A 14,391-nucleotide genomic window follows, 5' to 3' on the forward strand; every position below is an offset into this window, starting at 1 on the left:
CGCAGCTACGCGACAGGAGACGACAATGAAGAAGACGTTGACGGTGGTGTTCGCCGCCGGGGCGCTGGTTCTGGCCGCGTGTGGTGGAGGCGGCGACGACGCCCAGGCCGAACCGGTGGACGCGACCGGTCCCATCGGGGAGCCGGAGAAGACCAAACTCCAGGTCGCGTTGTCCGCCCCCAACCTCGACAGCCAGGCACCCGTGCAGATCGCGCTCGACCGTGGCTACTACGCCGACGAAGGCCTGGAGATCGAGATCATCGACGCTCAGTCCATTCTCGAAGGGCTGATCGGCGGCAACCTGGACATCGGCATCGACAGCACGGTGGACATCGCCGACGCCTCCATGGCCGGCACGGATCTGAAGATCGTCGCTGGCTACCGGAACCGGGAACCGTTCCTCATCGCCGCGGCGGAGGACATCACCTCGGTGGAGGACCTCCGCGGCAAAGAGGTGATCCTGGGCGACGGGCCGGGGACGCCGAGCATCGACATCCGGCTGGAGTTGCTGGCCGAGAACGGCTTCGACCTCGACACCATCGACCACCACGCGGTCTTCCCACCCGGGTTCTCCAATGCGTGGGTGGAGCAGTTCGTCACCGGCAAGGTGGCCATGACCCCCCTCTTCCCGCGGCACGTGCCCCGGATCGAGGCCGTCGGCGGACATCTCGTCGTCGACGAATGGAAAGAGTGGCCGAACGACTCCATCGCGGCGTCGGCGTCGTGGATCGCCAAAAACCCGAATACGCTGGCACGTTTCCTCCGCGCGACGATGAAGGGGACGGCGGACTTCCTCGACCTGGACAATCAGGAATACGTCCAGTCGATGATGGAGGAGAAGGGTTTCTCCATCAGCGACGAAGAACGCGATCCAGCCATCTACGCCGAGGGGCCCCGGCTCTACGACGCGGACATGGGCCTGAACGTCACCGGTGTGGAGGAGTCGATGGAGCATCAGCTGGAGGAGATACCTGAGTTCGACACCTATACCGACCTGACCCAGCTGCACCGGGCCCAGGAAGACCTCGGCCTCGACCGCCGGCCGTGACCGGTATGCGCGCGGTTCAGGCTCGCCGGCTCGGCACCGGACCCACCGGGCTGCGGATCGAAGACGTCCCGCGGCCGGTGCCGGGAGCCGGTGAGGTGCTGATCCGGGTGCATGCCGTCGGCGCCAACCATCTTGACCTGGGCGCCCTGTCCGGTCAGGGGCCGGGGGCAGCGGCCCGGCTTCCGTTGCGGGTCGGCATCGATCCGGCCGGTCGGATCGTCGCCGTCGGCCACGGCGTCGAAGCCGAGCGGGTCGGTACGAGGGTGGTGGTGAAACCCAACATCCCGTGCGGTACGTGCCGCTGGTGCCTCGCCGGCGCCGAGGCTCGTTGTCCTCGTCAAGAGGTGGTCGGGGTGCACCGGCCGGGTGGTGCGGCCGACCTGGTCGTGGTGCCCGAGCGCAACGCGGTGCCGATCCCGGCCGGTCTGCCCGCGCCCGTGGCCAGCGCGGCGGTCCACGCCGTACCGATCGCGTTGCAGATGGTGCGCCGGGCTGGGGAGATCAACCCCGGCGAACCGGTGCTGGTCACCGGTGCCGCAGGTGCCGTCGGCAGCGCACTCGTGCAGATCCTGGCCGCCGCCGGTGCGCGGCCTATCCCAGTCGTCCGCTCAGCGGGTCATGGTCCCGTCCGCCGCGGGCCGGGAGCGGACAGCGTCGGCGAGGCCGTCACCTACGACGGCCTCGCCGGCGCACTCACCGAGACGGCACCGGACGGGGTAGCGCTGGCCTTCGATGCCACGGGCGCCGCCGGCCCGATCGCCGCGGCGTGGGACGCCCTGGGGTGGGCCGGACGCCTGGTGGTCTGCGCCGCCACCGGAGACCACCCGCTGGAGGTCGACATACGCCGTCTCTACCTGCGCCGGTTGCAGTTGATCGGCTCGGCGTCGGCCGACTTCGGCGACGTGACCGAAGGGTTGGCGATGGTCGCCGCCGGCACCGTCCAGGTGGCGGTGGGGCCGGAGTTCGCCCTGGAAGACGCGGTCGCCGCCTACACCGCGCTATCCGACCCGCACCGCGACGGAAAGGTTCTGATCCATGTCGCTGATTGACGAGCAGACGCTGCGCCACAACGTCGAAGACACCGGGCGACGGCTTGCCGCCGATCCAGGTTTCGGGGTGGTGTTCCCAGCCGTGACGTCGGCGCTCGATCACAACGTCGGCTCGACGGTGTGGTTCGAGCAGTACGGCGAAGAGTTCCGGATGACCGTCGACGAGTCGGCGGGCCGCGGCGGGGTTGGTGCGGGGCCGAGTCCGATGCGTTACCTCCTGGCCAGTCTTGCCGGCTGTTTGCAGGTGTGGTGTGCGAAGGCCGCCGCCCTGCGGGGCAAACCGATCGACGCCTTGGAGATCGACGTCACCAGCATGCTCGACATGCGAGGTGAACACCGAGTGGGCACCACTCCGGCCCACCCGCAGTGGTTCTTCGTCGACGTCCGCCTCGGCGGAGATATCTGCGCCTCGGCCGCCCAAGACGTCGTCGACGAGGCCCTTCGTCGTTGCCCGGTCGCGAGCCTGCTGGTTCGGGCGGTGCCGATTCACACCCGGATCAGCGTCGGAGACGTCGTCGTCTCAGGTGAGGTTCCGGCCGAGCTGAGGAGCCTGCGATGACCCCGTCGCCGCCGACCAGCACCCCTCTACAGGGGGTGCGGGTGGTCGAAGTCGGTCAGTACATCTCCGCACCGTATGCGGGCAAGCTGCTCGCGGACCTCGGCGCGGACGTGGTGAAGGTGGAGTCGCCCACGGGTGACCCGATGCGTCGCTGGCAGGGCGGAGCTCAGGCCAGCCACAGTCCGCAGTTCGAGGCGTACAACCGGGGCAAGCGCGCTGTCACTCTTGACCTCAAAGACCCGCGCGGCCTGGGCACTCTCGTCGATCTCGTCGCCGCCGCCGACGTCCTACTAGAGAACTTCCGGCCGGGGGTCGCCGAACGGCTGGGGTTCGGCTACGCCGAGTTGCGCACGCGCCACCCCCGCCTGGTCTACTGCTCGGTCAGCGGGTTCGGTGTTACCGGTCCATACGCCGGGCGGCCGAGCTACGACACCATCGTCTCCGCCATCGGCGGCATGTACAGCCAGTTGATGCCACCCGGGAGTCCCCGGCCGATCGGCCCGGCCTTCTCCGACCTGCTATCGGGTGTGTTCGCCGTGCAGGGAGTGCTCGCCGCGCTCGTCGCCCGCTCCACCAGCGGACGCGGGCAAAAGGTGGGGGTGTCGATGGCCGGTGCGCTGCTGGACTTCCTCGTCGAGCCGGCTACGACATACCTGGCCACGGGGGAGGTGGCCGGGCCCGACTCGCGTCCGCGCCGGGCCCAGTCCTACGCCTGCACGGGATCCGACGGGAAGGCGTTCGTCGTTCACATGTCGGTGCCCGAGAAGTTCTGGACCGGCCTCCTGGGTGTGCTCGAACGGCCCGACCTCGCCGACGACGCTCGCTTCGCCACCCGCGAGCAACGGGTCCGGAACTACGACGACCTCGACGCGGTACTCAAGGCGGAGACCGCGAAACGGCCCCGGCACGAGTGGTTCGAGCGGCTGGAGAAGGCGGACATCCCGCACGGACCGCTGAACTCGTTCGGCGATATCTTCGACGACCCACAGGTCGTCCACATGGATCTGGTGCGGGAACTGGCGCCGGCTCCAGGTGCCGAACCTATCCGGACGATCCGACCGTCGACGTCGTTCTCGGCGTCCGACGAGCCGCCGTTGCGACCCGCTCCGGCCACGAGCACTGATCCGAGCAGCATCCTCGCGGAATGGAATGCCGCGACGGGGAAGGACGAGTAGATGCCAGCACGTGACGACATCGTGGCGATCGACGTCCACACCCACCCGCAGACCGAGGAGTTCCTCGCCGCGATGGGTGGGCGGCGGCAGCAGATGGGCCAGCACTTCGGCCGGCGCCGCGAGCCGGTATCGTTCGCCGCCCAGGCCGACCTGTACCGCGAGCAGAAGATGATGGCGGTGATCGTCAACTCCGACTCCGAGACCACCTCCGGTACGCGCGGCGCCCCGAACGACCTGCTGGGACAGGCTGCCGCCGATCATCCCGACGTGTTCTTGGCCTTCGCCGGCATCGACCCCTGGAAAGGCGCTGCCGCGGTGGAGGAGATCCGCCGCTGCCACGGCGAGTTCGGCATCGTCGGGGTGGGTGAGCTGAACCCGGCGCGGCAGAAGTTCCACCCCAACAACCCGCACTTCGCGCCGATCTGGGAGATCTGCTCCGAACTCGGTTTGGTCGTCATGTTCCACGGGGGTTTCCCCGGGGCCGGGGCGGGGACACCCGGCGGGATGGGCTTCAAACTCGACTACGCCCGGCCCGTGCCGTATGTCGACGACGTCGCCGCCGACTTCCCCGACCTGAAGATCATCAGCGCCCATCCGGCCTGGCCGTGGCACCTGGAGAACCTGGCCATGGTGTGGCACAAGTCCAACGTCTACCTCGATCTGTCCGGCTGGGCGCCGAGGTATCTTCCACCCGAGGTGGTGCACTATGCGAACAGCGTCATCACCGACCGAGTGCTGTTCGGTACCGACTGGCCGGTGCTCACCCCTCAGCGCTGGGTCGACGAATTCGACCAGTTAGGCATCAAGGACGAGGCCAGGCGCAAGATCATGTTGGAAAACGCCCGGACTCTGTTCGGGCTCTGAGGAGGCGCCGTGGGCACGCTGGTGGGGATCTTCGGCACGACGCACAACCCGCTGCTATGGCGCACGCTCCAGGGTGACGTCGCCGACGATCTGCGGGCCACCAAGGCGTCGTTCATGGAGTTCCGCGATCGGGTGGCCGGTGCGCGACCCGACGTGATCCTCGTGGTCGCCACCGACCACCTGACGCAATGGTTCGACGACAACATGCCGGCGTTCCTGGTCGGCCGGTCCGAGTTGATCCCGGCGACCTTCCCGAACGAGGAGCGGGAGTTCGGCATCCCGGTGGACATGTTGCCGGGGGACCTCGGGCTGGCCCGCGACATCCTGACCGGCGGGCTGGAACGTGGCGTCGACTTCTCCAGCTCGCGAGAGTTCCGCGCCGACCACAGCGTCTACCTGCCCTATGCGTTCCTGTGTCCGGACAAGGACATCCCGGTGGTGCCCGTGTTCACCAACGCCATCGCGCCGCCGTTCCCGCCGGCTCGGCGTTTCGTCGAGGTGGGACGGGCGCTGCGGGCGGCCATCGAAGCCTCACCGCTGGACCGGCGGGTGGTGATCGTCGCCAGCGGTCATCTGGCCACCGAAGTGGGCGGGCCCCGGCAGTTCCAGGGCGCGCCGGATCCCTCCTTCGACGAGCAGGCGGTGAGGTGGGTCGCCGACGGTGATGTGGAAGCGATGCTCGCCGAGCTCACGCCGGCAAGGATGCTAGCGGCCGGCAACGTCACGGCGCAGTTCCTCAACTTCCTGGTGGCGGTTGGTGCGGCCGAGGGGCGTCCGGCTGTGCATGCCGCCGGGGTGCGTTCGAGGTTCGCGTCGTCGCCGTTCTTCGCCTGGGACCCGCCGGAGGTGCGGCCATGAGCCAGTACGTCGTCAACAAGTTCATGCGGCTGGTCAACATGGATCCGGCCGCTTTGGAGGCCTACGTCGCCGATCCAGCGTCGTTCGTCGCCGCATTCGAGGCCGACGTCGACCCGGACCGCCAGCCGTGGTCGGTGCGGGGTGGCCGACTGGAGGACCACGAGCGGCGCGCGTTGGTGGAGCGCGACTACGGCGCCTTGTACGCGCTGGGGGCGCACCCCTATCTGCTGTGGAGTTTCACCGAGGCCGTATGGGTGCCCGAGATCACCCGGGCCGAACTGGTGCAGCGGTTCCGCGCTGCCGTCACACCCTTCGGTTATCCCGACTTCGGCACCTAACTCCTCCCCTCCCCTTCCCATGATCATTGGCTTTTGACTACCGAATTCGGTAGTCAAAAGCCAATGATCACGGGAAGGGGGCGGCTGCTTCATCGTCCCCGATTACACCGGCATGGTGGTGTCCTTCTTGGAGCGAGCCGGGGTAGAACACGTCGCCACGAATCTCGGCGTCACCCACCGGGGCATGGCTCCCTGGTCCACCACGAGACCGGAGTGCCGTCGCTGGTCCTTGCCCTTCACGAGGAGATCGCGGCGCTGGCCCGTTCGCAAGGGGTGCACGCGTACGGCCCGGTGAGCGACCCTTCGGAACTGCCTGGTGTGCTCGCCGAGGCGGTGAAGGTGGTCCGAAACGAGCGCCGTCCGGTTGTTGTTGATGTCGTCTGCGCGGCGCCCGAATAACGGTGGAGGGTTTTCCGGTCGACGGTGGAAGCTTCTCCTTGCCCTGACCGGTACAACCCTCCACCGTCGCTCCGGAAACCTTCCACCGTCCGGAAACCTTCCACCGTCCGGAAACCTTCCACCGTCCGGATCCGGGTGGGACGTCAGGTGCGGTCGGCGGCGCGGCGTCTGGCCTTCTCCGCTACCTCACCAGTGAGCACCCCGATCAGGCCCTTGCTGACGGCTTCCAGGTGAGCCCGGAGGTGTTCCTCGGCGGCCTCGATGTCGCCCTTGGCCACCAGCTCGGCCAGCCGGCGATGGCCGCCGTGCTGGTGGTCCACTCGCAAGCTGAGTAGGTATCGGCCGACGTAGCCGCGGAGTTCCTCGATCATGTTGACCAGGAGGGGGTTCTCGTCAGCGGCGTACAGCTCGCGATAGAACGCCACCCGGTCCGCGACGAACTCGCCACCGGCTGGTTTCGCGTCGAGTGCCTCGCCGAGTTCGAGGAGGCGTTCGGCACGGGCCGAAGTCATCCGGCCCGCGGACTGCCGCAGCCCATAGGATTCCAGCAATGTACGCAGTTGGTAGATCTCACGGACCTGTTCGACGGTGAGAGTGCGGACCAACGCTCCGCGGTAGGGCAGCAGCTCTACCAGCCCCTCCGCCTCCAGTTGCATGAGTGCGCTGCGCACAGGGATCCTGGAGACGCCAAGGTCGGCGGCGAGGTCTCGCTGCCGCAGACGCTCTCCGGGTGCAAACGCACCGGTGAGTATCCCTTCCTTGATTGCTGCATACACCATGTCGCCGACGGTTTGATGGTGCCGGGCAGTGCGTTGGACGATCTCCTGGAACGACGGGATGGCGCTGGTCGCTTCTGGTTCAGTGGGCATGGCTCAGGCGTCCTCCGGCCCCGGGTGGTCCCGGCTGGACGGAGCTGGAGCACTGTGTGCGCCGGGACATGGTTCCTGTTTGGGATCCCATCTTAGCGGTGTGCGGCGGACTTCGACAGCTCCTCTATCCGCGCCCGCGTAGAGAACGAGAAACTACCGGGGTGCGGAAGAACCAGAGATCACGCCGCGCGGACGATCGGCTGGCCGATCAGTTCGACGCCGGCGGACCGCATGTTGTTCAGCGCACGTTCGGTGGTATCCGGTGCGACGCCGGCGGTGAGGTCGAGCCGCACCGTGGTGGCAAAACCATGCCTGGCGGCGTCGACGGCGGTGGCCCGTACGCAGTGGTCGGTGGCGATCCCGACGACCTCGACGTTCGAGATGTCGCGCTGGCGCAGCCAGTCGGCGAGACCGGAACCGTCTTGGGCGCGGCCCTCGAACCCGGAGTACCCACTCGAGTACTCACCTTTGTTGAAGATGGCGTCGAACGGTTGCGGATCGAGGTTGGGGTGGAACGCCGCACCGTCGGTGTTGGCCACACAGTGTGGTGGCCAGCTGGTGACGTAGTCGGGTTGATCGGAGAAATGTTCACCCGGGTCGATGTGGTGATCGCGGGTGGCCACGACGTATGTGTAGGTGCGGTCGGTCGGGTCGGCGTCGTGCCACTGTTGGAGGACCTCGGCGATGGCGAAGGCGGTGTCGGCGCCGCCGCCGACGGCTAGGGCGCCGCCTTCGCAGAAGTCGTTCTGGACGTCGACAACGATCAATGCGCGCGTCATGGTTGCTCCTCGTAGTACGTCGGGAGGGCAGGTTCGCCGCGCGACATCTGCAGCGCGGTACGGGGAAGCTCGGATCGTCGCTGGTGGTGGCGTTCGCGGGCGGTATCCAGGGGCTCCCGGCCCACGATCTCGCCGTCGCGGATCAGCGGCACGAGCAGCGGCCGGTGGTCGGCGCCGGTGACCTCGCCGTTGATCGCGATCACCTCCGCGTCGGCGACGCCGTGGCGGTTGTATCGGCGGGCGGCACGTTTGCGGCCACCGACCCCCGACTTGTCGGCGCTGCGCTTCTCGACGGGAACCATGATCTTGTTGTCGTTCTCGCGGGCGACCAGCTTGTAGACGAGGCCCGCGGTGGGCGCGCCGGATCCGGTCACCAGCGATGTGCCGACGCCGTAACCGTCGACCGGAGCGGCGGCCAGGGCGCCGATGGCATGTTCGTCGAGGTCGCTGGTGACGACGATCCGGGTTTTGGTGGCGCCGAGTGCGTCGAGCTGGGCGCGGACCTCGTGGGCCTGGACGAGGAGGTCGCCAGAGTCCAGGCGGACGGCGCCCAGATCGGTGCCGGCGACCTCCACCCCCAACGCGACGGCTTCGGCGACGTCGTAGGTGTCCACGAGGAGGGTGGTGCCTTTGCCGAGGGTGTCGACCTGGGCGGTGAAGGCGTCGCGTTCGGTGTCGTGGAGCAGGGTGAACGCGTGGGCACTCGTGCCGTGGGTCGGCAAGCCGTAGAGCTGTCCGGCGCGGAGGTTGCTGGTGGAGTTGAAACCAGCGATGTAGGCGGCCCGTGCCGCGGCGACGGCCGCCTGCTCGTGGGTACGTCGTGAGCCCATCTCGATACACGGGCGGCCGGCGGCGGCGACGATCATCCTGGACGCGGCGGCCGCGACCGCCGAATCGTGGTTCATGACCGACAGGGTGATCGTTTCGAGGAGGACGGCATCGGCGAAGCTTGCCTCGACGACGAGGATGGGGGAGTGGGGAAAGTAGGGTTCGCCCTCGGCGTAACCCCAGATGTCGCCGGAGAATTCGTAGTCGCCGAGCCAGTTGAGGGTGGTGTCGTCGACGACGTGTGTATCGCTGAGATGAGCTAGCGCCTCGTCGTCGAATCGGAAGGCCTCGATGGCGTCCAGAAGGCGGCCGGTACCAGCCACGACGCCATACCGGCGTCCTCCGGGGAGCTGGCGGGCGAAGACCTCGAAGACCGACCGACGGTGGGCCGTGCCGTGGGTGAATGCGCCCTGGAGCATGGTCAGCTCGTAGTGGTCCGTCAGCAGGGCCGTTGTTGCCTGCATGAAGGCCAGACTAGTCATGACGGGGGTAGCTTGACGAACAATGGGAAACATCGGTCAGGAAGTCGGTGAGCTGCTTGGCGCCAGGTGTGGTCAGCTGGACCAGCTGATGATCGGTCGGAGCAGGATCTGAACTCGTCTGGAATGGCGCGCTTGGTGGCCGCGGCGGCTCAATGATGAGACCATAGGAGATTGTGATGACCGCACCCGTTGAGATCGAACGTCCGGAGGTCGAAGAGACCGTCCTCCCGGATACGCCGTGGGTGACGGTCGTGTGGAATGATCCGGTCAATCTGATGTCTTATGTGACCTACGTGTTCCAGGCGTATTTCGCTTACCCGAAGGTCAAGGCGGAGCGGCTCATGCTCGACGTACACGAGAAAGGTAAGGCCATCGTGTCGGAGGGCACCCGGGAGGAGATGGAACGCGACGTCGAGGCCATGCACTCCTACGGGTTGTGGGCCACGCTGCAGAAGGCGGGGGACCTGACCTGAGTACAGCGTTCCGGCGGACGCGTGGGGGTGGAGTCGCCGCGTCCTTCCACACGGCTGAGATCGAGCTGCTGCGCTCCCTGGTCGGCCAGTTGCTCGAGCTGGTCCGAGACGACCCGGACGGTCGCGAGGAGAGCAAGAAGGACGATGCCTGGGCGGCCGCTCTCGGGCTCGCCGACGACAAGCCGGTCCGGCCTACCGACCCCGTCCTGCTGCGCCTGTTCCCCGACGGGTACGCCGAGGACGACGAAGCCGCGTCCGACTTCCGCCGGTTCACCGAACGGGGACTCCGTGACGCGAAGGCCGGCACCGCCGCGACGGTGCTCGCGTCCCTGGCCACTGCCGAGGGTGTCGACCCCGACGAGCAGCGTAGGGGACGGAGCAGAGACAAGATCCGGGTGGAGCTGGATGCCGCGGAAGCCGACGCGTGGCTGCGGGCGCTCACCGACTTGAGATTGGCGCTGGGCACTCGGCTGGGCGTCACCGAAGGCGACGAGGACGTGTGGGCAGCCCTTCCCGACGACGATCCTCGACGGCACATCCATGACGTCTACGACTGGCTGGGCTGGTTGCAGGAGACGTTGGTCCGCACGTTGATGGCCGGGCTGAGTTAGGGGCCGACCCGCCCGTGGGTCAGCGGCCGCAAGCGTAGCTGCGCATCGTGCGCGGATCGGCCCCGGCGCGCAGCATGTCGTCGGCGGCCCTGCTCACCGCCGTCAGCCGGCCCAACGACCACGGCCCGTCGACGACGATGTCGTGCCCGCGTCGGCGCAGGCTAGCTATCACGGCGTCGCCGACCCGGTCCTCCATATGAACGCGGCCGGGTTCGGCGTGCCGAGGATGTGACGACGATGGGAAGTGTGTGGTGTGCCAGGTAGGAGCGTCGATGGCCTCCTGCAGGTTCATGTGATGGTGGACATGCCGGAGGAAGAAGAGCAGCGACCACTGATCCTGCCGGTCGCCACCAGGAGTACCGAAGCAGAGGTAAGGACGGCCGCCGCGGAGCACGAGTGACGGGCTGAGGGTGATTCGTGGCCGCTTGCCGGGGGCGACGGTGTTCGGTAGGCCGTCGTCGAGCCAGAACGTCTGGGCTCGGGTGCCAAGGCAGAAACCGAGGCCTGGAACGGCCGGCGAGCTCTGCAACCAGCCCCCGCTCGGCGTGGCCGACACCATGTTGCCGTGCCGATCGGCCACGTCGACATGGCTGGTATCTGTCTCGGTGTTGGAGAGGGTCGATCCACGGCCAACCGTGGTGGAGAACGCCGTTGTGCTGCTGGGCGCTCCAGAGAGGCGGGGAACGCGGCCCGCCGGGTAGCCAGGCCGTAGTGGTCCTACATCGGCGGCCTCGCCGACGAGTGCCCGGCGTGCCGCCGCGTACCTGGAAGTGAGCAGTTCGGTGATGGGGACGTCGACGAAGTCGGGGTCGCCGTAGAAGGCCTCCCGGTCGGCGAACGCCAGTTTGGCGCATTCGATGACGACGTGGGCGAGTTCGGGACCGGCTGGGTCCAATGTGGCGAGGTCGAACCCGTCGAGGAGGGCAAGCTGTTGCAGGAAGACCGGCCCCTGGGTCCATGGGCCCGGCTTGCAGACCGTATAGCCGTGGTAGTCCCGGGTGACTGGATCTTCGATGGTGGCCCGCCAACCGGCGAGGTCGGCATAGGAGAGCAGCCCGCGGTGGCGGCGCATACTGCTGTCCATGACCTCGGCCGTCATGAAGGTGGCGATGGCTTCGGCCACGAACCCCTCGTAGAACGTGCGGCGGGCGACGTCGATCTGTTCGTCGCGGTCGGTCGAGGCCATTTCAGCCGCGTGGACGATCCGCCGGTAGGTTGCGGCGAGCTGTGGATTGCTGATCCGGCTGCCGGACCTCGGTGGACCGTCGTTGCGGAGCCAGACTTCGGCCGACGTTGGCCAGTGTGCACGGAACCACGGTGCGGCCCGGTCGATGGCGAGAGCCGTAGCCGGCGCGAGCGAGAACCCATGAGAGGCGTAGTAGACGGCGTACTGGAGTACGTCGCCCAGCCTCATGGTGCCGTAGCGCTGCAGCAACGTCATCCACCCATCGAAGGCGCCGGGCACGCAGGCCGGCAGCAGGCCGGTGCCGGGGACGAGCCGGTGCCCGAGCGTCCGAAAGGTGGTGGGCTCAGCTGCCGCGGGTGCGGTGCCTTGGCCGCATACGACGAATGGCCGCTCCCAGCGGGAGTCCCAACCCATCACCGGCACTTCACCGCCTGGCCCATTCAGCTCCGGCTCCACGACCTGGAGCACGAATCCGGCGGCCACGGCCGCGTCGAAGGCGTTGCCGCCGCGTTCCAGGACGGCCATGCCGGTCTGCGAGGCCAGCCAGTGGGTGGACGCGACCATCCCGAACGTGCCGGTGATCTCGGGCCGGGTGGTGAACGGTGGCATGTCGTCCTCCTGACACCGGTGCGCTGGCCCTCACTATGTGGGATCCTGGATAGTGTTGACAACAGACGGTCTTCAGTAGACGTCCCGCCGACGGGGTGGCGCCACTATGCACAGCGCGGACAACAGTCACGACTCTTTCCAGATCCAGCAGCCTCCGACGCTGCGCGAACAGGTCTACGAGAAGCTCGAAGTGCTGATCATCACCGGGCGTCTGGAACCCGGCCAGCGGCTCATCGAGACCGATCTGGCGACCCGGCTAGGCGTCAGCCGCGGTCCGGTCCGGGAGGCGCTACAGGCGCTCGGCAAAGCAGGATGGGTCGACGTTCGCCCGCACTACGGTGCCTACGTGCACAAGCCGTCGATCGACGAAGTCGAGGAGTTCTTCGACTTCCGCCTCATGCTGGAGGTCGAAGCAGCCCGATTGGCCGCCCGGCGCGCCGACCAGGCGGCAGTCGACGAGTTGCGAGGGCTCGTTCGGCGCGGGCACGAAGCGCTCGGCGAACACGACGAGGACGGGATCATCAGCGCCAACTGGCACTTCCACCAGCACATCGCCAATCTGACCGGCAACAGATTTCTCGGTCTCGCGCTCGACGGAATGAACAAGAAGCTGCGCTGGTATTTCCGGCCCGTCGCGATGGTCCGGGCACCGGAGTCCCTCAAAGAACACGAAGAGTTCGTCGAAGCGCTCCACGCCCGCGATACCGACCTGGCCGTCGAGGTCACCCGCCGTCACATCGATCAGACCCGACACCGGTATCTCGACACCTGGCCGGGCGCGCTAGCTGGATCTTGACATCCGCGCGTCAGCACGTGAACTGGGAGCTGCGGGCGGGTGGAAGCGAGCTGTGTACCAGCGCCGTGGCCTCGGCATCCGCAGTGTGTTGTGATGGGGGCTGGCGGCATGGGCCGCTGGCATCAGCTTGGGAGGGCGGCGAATGCTGGAGCACAATGTGGGGCCGATGACCAGGGACACTTTCGGTACGTTGCCCGACGGCACCAACATCGACATCTACACAATGGAGAACGAGGCGGGGATGCGGATCCGGGTCCTCACCTACGGCGGCATCCTGCAATCAGCGGAGGTCCCCGACCGTGATGGCCGACTGGACAACGTCACGCTGGGTTTCGACAATCTCGCCGACTACGTCGAGCGCAGCCCACACTTCGGGACCATCACCGGACGCTGCGCCAACCGCATCACAGCGGGGCGCTTCTCCCTCGACGGAACCACCTATCAGCTGACGAAGAACCGAGGTGAGTTCCACCTTCATGGCGGCTCGGCGGGGTTCAGCCACCGGGTCTGGACAGCACGCGTACTCGGCGACGCCGCCAACCCCGCATTGGAGCTGTCCTACACCAGCCCCGACGGCGAAGAAGGCTACCCAGGCACCCTGCACACGACGGTCCGATACACGTTGACCGCGGACAACGAAATCCGCGTCGACTATCACGCCGTCCCCGAGGCTCCTACCATCGTCAACCTGACCCACCATGCGTACTTCAACCTCGCCGGCGAAGGCAGCGGCACAGTACTGGACCACCGATTGCAGTTGAACTCCGAGCACTACACCCCCGTCAACACCGACGTCATCCCAACCGGGGAAGTAGCTCCGGTCGAAGGAACTCCAATGGACTTCCGGGAGCCAACCGCGCTCAACGACCGCATTCGCGAGCCCCATCCGCAGATGCTGCTCGCCCAGGGATATGATCATAATCACGTGCTGGCGCGCACTGGCGACGGCGTAGAACTTGCCGCACGGCTCACCGATCCCGCGAGCGGCCGCGTCTTGTCCGTCCTGACCACCGAGCCCGGCATCCAGGTGTATTCGGGCAACTTCCTCGACGGGACACTTGTAGGCCCCAGCGGCCGGATCTACCGATCCGGCGACGGCGTAGCCCTGGAGACGCAGCACTTCCCGGACGCCCCCAACAAACCGACTTTCCCGTCGATCGTTCGGCGGCCGGGACAGGAGTACCGCTCGACCACGGTGATGGCGTTCAGCACGGACTGACCGAGCGGCTACAGCCCAGTTTGGCCGGTCGTTCGTCCGAGTGTCCGGTGGTGCCAGGCACGCGCCGATAGCGGGACGGGTCTTGCCGACCCTGCGGCGCAGGTGCCAGCCGTCCGTGATCGCGTTCACGGGAGCGTCCGCGATCAGGACGTTGATGCTCGGTGTCATGGTGCTCACGTTTGTCTCGCGTGATCTGGCGTGGTCTCGTCCCGCCCGGTTCCCCCGCCCCGGGACGAGACCGGCAAGAGT

Annotated in this window: 16 protein-coding genes; 12 read left to right on the top strand and 4 right to left on the bottom strand. The window is 67.4% G+C overall.

The features are described 5' to 3' along the window. The first annotated feature begins 25 nt into the window (after positions 1–25). From G8760_RS15765 to G8760_RS15800, 8 genes are all read left to right on the top strand, one after another. Positions 26–1,048, top strand: a complete 1,023-nt coding sequence (locus tag G8760_RS15765) for an ABC transporter substrate-binding protein (RefSeq protein ID WP_166352831.1) — start codon at positions 26–28, stop codon at positions 1,046–1,048. A 5-nt stretch (positions 1,049–1,053) separates the two neighbouring features. Continuing rightward, a complete protein-coding gene (locus G8760_RS15770; protein WP_166352833.1) occupies positions 1,054–2,097 on the top strand; it encodes an alcohol dehydrogenase catalytic domain-containing protein in 1,044 nt (347 codons plus the stop codon). Continuing rightward, on the top strand, positions 2,084–2,656 hold the full coding sequence (locus G8760_RS15775) for an OsmC family protein (RefSeq protein WP_166352836.1): 573 nt from the start codon (positions 2,084–2,086) through the stop codon (positions 2,654–2,656). Before G8760_RS15770 ends, G8760_RS15775 begins: the two co-directional genes overlap by 14 nt. Beyond that, positions 2,653–3,831: a CaiB/BaiF CoA transferase family protein gene (locus tag G8760_RS15780; protein WP_166352838.1), complete on the top strand. Its 1,179-nt coding sequence runs from the start codon at positions 2,653–2,655 to the stop codon at positions 3,829–3,831. Before G8760_RS15775 ends, G8760_RS15780 begins: the two co-directional genes overlap by 4 nt. Further along, complete coding sequence (locus tag G8760_RS15785; RefSeq protein WP_166352840.1) at positions 3,832–4,695, top strand: amidohydrolase family protein; 864 nt, start codon at positions 3,832–3,834, stop codon at positions 4,693–4,695. A 9-nt stretch (positions 4,696–4,704) separates the two neighbouring features. Then, a complete protein-coding gene (locus G8760_RS15790) occupies positions 4,705–5,553 on the top strand; it encodes a DODA-type extradiol aromatic ring-opening family dioxygenase (RefSeq protein ID WP_166352842.1) in 849 nt (282 codons plus the stop codon). Next, positions 5,550–5,891: a hypothetical protein gene (locus G8760_RS15795; RefSeq protein WP_166352844.1), complete on the top strand. Its 342-nt coding sequence runs from the start codon at positions 5,550–5,552 to the stop codon at positions 5,889–5,891. Before G8760_RS15790 ends, G8760_RS15795 begins: the two co-directional genes overlap by 4 nt. A gap of 213 nt (positions 5,892–6,104) precedes the next feature. Further along, positions 6,105–6,290, top strand: a complete 186-nt coding sequence (locus G8760_RS15800) for a hypothetical protein (protein ID WP_166352846.1) — start codon at positions 6,105–6,107, stop codon at positions 6,288–6,290. Positions 6,291–6,433: 143 nt separating this feature from the next. Here the strand turns inward: G8760_RS15800 and G8760_RS15805 are convergent, their stop codons facing one another. The 3 genes from G8760_RS15805 to G8760_RS15815 form a co-directional block, all read right to left on the bottom strand. Beyond that, positions 6,434–7,159, bottom strand: a complete 726-nt coding sequence (locus G8760_RS15805; RefSeq protein WP_166352848.1) for a GntR family transcriptional regulator — start codon at positions 7,157–7,159, stop codon at positions 6,434–6,436. A gap of 179 nt (positions 7,160–7,338) precedes the next feature. Continuing rightward, positions 7,339–7,938 carry an isochorismatase family protein gene (locus G8760_RS15810; RefSeq protein ID WP_166352850.1) on the bottom strand — a complete coding sequence of 200 codons (600 nt, stop codon included), beginning with the start codon at positions 7,936–7,938 and terminating at the stop codon, positions 7,339–7,341. Further along, positions 7,935–9,230, bottom strand: a complete 1,296-nt coding sequence (locus tag G8760_RS15815) for a nicotinate phosphoribosyltransferase (RefSeq protein WP_166352852.1) — start codon at positions 9,228–9,230, stop codon at positions 7,935–7,937. The genes G8760_RS15810 and G8760_RS15815 overlap by 4 nt, the downstream gene beginning before the upstream one ends. Positions 9,231–9,424: 194 nt before the next feature. Between G8760_RS15815 and clpS the strand changes: the two genes are divergently transcribed. Continuing rightward, positions 9,425–9,721 carry an ATP-dependent Clp protease adapter ClpS gene (gene clpS / locus G8760_RS15820; RefSeq protein WP_166352854.1) on the top strand — a complete coding sequence of 99 codons (297 nt, stop codon included), beginning with the start codon at positions 9,425–9,427 and terminating at the stop codon, positions 9,719–9,721. After that, a complete protein-coding gene (locus G8760_RS15825) occupies positions 9,685–10,332 on the top strand; it encodes a DUF2017 domain-containing protein (RefSeq protein ID WP_207782409.1) in 648 nt (215 codons plus the stop codon). The genes clpS and G8760_RS15825 overlap by 37 nt, the downstream gene beginning before the upstream one ends. Before the next feature lie 19 nt (positions 10,333–10,351). Here G8760_RS15825 and G8760_RS15830 read toward each other — a convergent pair whose 3' ends face one another. Then, positions 10,352–12,127 (bottom strand): gamma-glutamyltransferase family protein, encoded by a 1,776-nt coding sequence (locus G8760_RS15830; protein WP_166352856.1) that lies wholly within the window; start codon positions 12,125–12,127, stop codon positions 10,352–10,354. 106 nt (positions 12,128–12,233) lie between these two features. On the opposite strand from G8760_RS15830, the gene G8760_RS15835 reads away from it, so the two are divergent. Beyond that, positions 12,234–12,923, top strand: coding sequence for a GntR family transcriptional regulator (locus G8760_RS15835; protein WP_166352858.1), 690 nt, complete (start codon positions 12,234–12,236; stop codon positions 12,921–12,923). Between the two features lie 166 nt (positions 12,924–13,089). Further along, positions 13,090–14,142: an aldose epimerase family protein gene (locus G8760_RS15840; RefSeq protein WP_166352860.1), complete on the top strand. Its 1,053-nt coding sequence runs from the start codon at positions 13,090–13,092 to the stop codon at positions 14,140–14,142. Positions 14,143–14,391 lie beyond the last annotated feature (249 nt).

Source organism: Phytoactinopolyspora limicola, from assembly GCF_011320225.1.
Classification (GTDB): Bacteria; Actinomycetota; Actinomycetes; order Jiangellales; family Jiangellaceae; genus Phytoactinopolyspora; species Phytoactinopolyspora limicola.

Bases quoted from the DNA above. Each gene is read 5' to 3' on its own strand.
- G8760_RS15815 (WP_166352852.1), bottom strand. From the start codon at position 9,230: ATGCAGGCAACAACGGCCCTGCTGACGGACCACTACGAGCTGACCATG.
- G8760_RS15805 (WP_166352848.1), bottom strand. From the start codon at position 7,159: ATGCCCACTGAACCAGAAGCGACCAGCGCCATCCCGTCGTTCCAGGAG.
- G8760_RS15770 (WP_166352833.1), top strand. From the start codon at position 1,054: ATGCGCGCGGTTCAGGCTCGCCGGCTCGGCACCGGACCCACCGGGCTG.
- G8760_RS15795 (WP_166352844.1), top strand. From the start codon at position 5,550: ATGAGCCAGTACGTCGTCAACAAGTTCATGCGGCTGGTCAACATGGAT.
- G8760_RS15810 (WP_166352850.1), bottom strand. From the start codon at position 7,938: ATGACGCGCGCATTGATCGTTGTCGACGTCCAGAACGACTTCTGCGAA.
- G8760_RS15780 (WP_166352838.1), top strand. From the start codon at position 2,653: ATGACCCCGTCGCCGCCGACCAGCACCCCTCTACAGGGGGTGCGGGTG.
- clpS (WP_166352854.1), top strand. From the start codon at position 9,425: ATGACCGCACCCGTTGAGATCGAACGTCCGGAGGTCGAAGAGACCGTC.
- G8760_RS15785 (WP_166352840.1), top strand. From the start codon at position 3,832: ATGCCAGCACGTGACGACATCGTGGCGATCGACGTCCACACCCACCCG.
- G8760_RS15765 (WP_166352831.1), top strand. From the start codon at position 26: ATGAAGAAGACGTTGACGGTGGTGTTCGCCGCCGGGGCGCTGGTTCTG.
- G8760_RS15775 (WP_166352836.1), top strand. From the start codon at position 2,084: ATGTCGCTGATTGACGAGCAGACGCTGCGCCACAACGTCGAAGACACC.
- G8760_RS15830 (WP_166352856.1), bottom strand. From the start codon at position 12,127: ATGCCACCGTTCACCACCCGGCCCGAGATCACCGGCACGTTCGGGATG.
- G8760_RS15840 (WP_166352860.1), top strand. From the start codon at position 13,090: ATGACCAGGGACACTTTCGGTACGTTGCCCGACGGCACCAACATCGAC.
- G8760_RS15835 (WP_166352858.1), top strand. From the start codon at position 12,234: ATGCACAGCGCGGACAACAGTCACGACTCTTTCCAGATCCAGCAGCCT.